The organism is Pseudomonas laurentiana (assembly GCF_014648275.1).
Classification (GTDB): Bacteria; Pseudomonadota; Gammaproteobacteria; order Pseudomonadales; family Pseudomonadaceae; genus Aquipseudomonas; species Aquipseudomonas laurentiana.
In genome coordinates this window covers 1-2,500 of record NZ_BMQU01000048.1, presented here as the reverse complement: position 1 = coordinate 2,500, position 2,500 = coordinate 1, and the positions used below count along the sequence as shown (strand labels likewise).

Annotated in this window: 1 rRNA gene (cut by a window edge); it reads right to left on the bottom strand. The window is 41.8% G+C overall.

Features of this window, described 5'->3' with window-relative positions:
- Positions 1-985, bottom strand: a 16S ribosomal RNA gene (locus IE038_RS25485) (it extends 830 nt beyond the left edge of the window).
- Positions 986-2,500 lie beyond the last annotated feature (1,515 nt).

Sequence of the window (2,500 nt, the reverse complement as noted above, 5' to 3'; positions counted from 1 at the left end):
TTTCGTTCTTGATTAATGAAAACGTCCTTGGCAAATGCTTTCGCAGTAGTTAGTCTTCAATAAATCCAAGAATTTCACCTCTGACAATTGAATACTGATGCCCCCGACCGTCCCTATTAATCATTACGATGGTCCTAGAAACCAACAAAATAGAACCATACGTCCTATTTCATTATTCCATGCTAATATATTCGAGCTAAACGCCTGCTTTGAACACTCTAATTTTTTCAAAGTAATAGTCCTGGATCACAACTGCCGGACAAGCCGACAGAAGCTAACCAGGAGGAAAGGCTCGGCTGAAAACCAGTACTCGTTAGAAACGGACCGGCCAGCCAAGCCCAAAGATCAACTACGAGCTTTTTAACTGCAACAACTTTAATATACGCTCTTGGAGCTGGAATTACCGCGGCTGCTGGCACCAGACTTGCCCTCCAATTGTTCCTCGTTAAGGTATTTAAATTGTACTCATTCCAATTACAAGACCCGAAAGGGCCCTGTATCGTTATGTATTGTCACTACCTCCCTGTGTCAGGATTGGGTAATTTGCGCGCCTGCTGCCTTCCTTGGATGTGGTAGCCGTTTCTCAGGCTCCCTCTCCGGAATCGAACCCTTATTCCCCGTTACCCGTTGAAACCATGGTAGGCCACTATCCTACCATCGAAAGTTGATAGGGCAGAAATTTGAATGAACCATCGCCAGCGTAAAGCCATGCGATTCGAAAAGTTATTATGAATCATCAAAGAGCACCGAAGTGCGTTGATTTTTTATCTAATAAATACATCCCTTCCAAACAGTCGGGATTTTTAGCATGTATTAGCTCTAGAATTACCACGGTTATCCAAGTAGTAAAGGTACTATCAAATAAACGATAACTGATTTAATGAGCCATTCGCAGTTTCACTGTATAATTGCTTATACTTAGACATGCATGGCTTAATCTTTGAGACAAGCATATGACTACTGGCAGGATCAACCAGATAACTATTTCAACGGCTGGTTTCCCAAGAAGAGCCCCTTTTAGTTTGAGCCTTGGAAAAATAACAGGCTTCAAGGCATATATAAAGTCGAGCTCTACTAACAGTTAAGTTTTCAAACTTTTCCTCATATAGCCTCTTGGCTTTGCTATTCCCCTTGAACCCAAAAGAAACTCTTTTCGAAAAGCCATCCTAAAAGAATCAATCCTTTCAGACTAATTCTTCTGAAGATAGTAATCAAAAGTTGCTTTTACTTAAAACTTCTTGCGAAGCATAAGTAAAAATATGTTTTTGGTAAATGTTTCTCAGGTCACCCTTTGAAACCACCTAGAACATATCCATGTAGCTCTCTTTGGTTTTCTTCTAGAATACTTCCCTCAAGTAATTCCAGAGGTTGCCCACTGAAATACTTAAGATGGCATTCCAAAAAGGAGATTGCTCAAAAGAAATCAACAGTTAGATATTTGCATATCACAACCGGCTATTTCCTAGAACAGGTCCCCAAGTTTGTCTTTAGTTTCTATACTTGCTATAAGCTAGTAATCCACTAAATCCAGCAGCGCTTAACTACAGAACCTAAACGATATCTGAGCTAAGACTGTTTGAGTATCATCAACTGAAAAACCCAGATGAATTTCTACCCATACTGTTTGCTTCTAAACCAGCTTGCTCCTTGCTTGTATGCTCGGAACTGCTTTAACGGTTTTCCACTAAACAGCATTGCTACTAAGAAAAGTAACATAAAACCACGCCGAATAGAAGAAATAGTAGCAAGCGCTTTCTTTCTTTTATCCTTTATGATTTTATTTAAGCAAGTTGAACTTGCTTGAGGAAAGTCCTAAGAAAACTAATAACTTCCAAAAAGTAAATTAATACTTTTTTTCTTTTATTCTTTTTCTTTTCCTTTTCCCCATGATGTACCTTACGGTTAATTTTCACTCCGTGTTTTGGGTTTCATATACTTCGCATGCGCTGGAATGTCTTTTTTTTTGCACCTTTTTAGGTGGTGCGCGCGCACTCCCATACTAACTTTTCTAATTTTCCCATACATTTTTGCAACTTTTTAAAAATTTTGCGACATTTCAGCTTTTTTTCAATCGACCTTCATTGAATATTTTCCCAAGTACCCCCTAAAGCCTCCCCAAAAGGCACCTGGTGTCACCAGCACAGAGCTCCACAGGCTTCTGAGAACGTTTTTAGTGAGATTTGTGTGTACTGTATAATTCACATTGCGAGACCTCTGGGAAATCTGGTGCTGAGGACATGCTAGGGCCCCTTAGGGACCCCTGGACCCTCCTAAAGCCCCCTAGTAGTGTAAGTAGTCTCAAGGGCAATAGTATCTAGGGGAACCTCCTAGTTGCTTCTTGAAGACCCTCTAGCCCTCTAGCCCTCTAGCCCTCCAGCCCTCTAGGGCCCTTCGTTGATCCCTCCTCCCCCCCCCCCCGGTGCTTAACCAAACCCCTCTTGGCTCTTTTTGAACCCCCTAGATCCTGTGGGCGGCCCCCCGAGGCCCAAGCCCTTGCGTT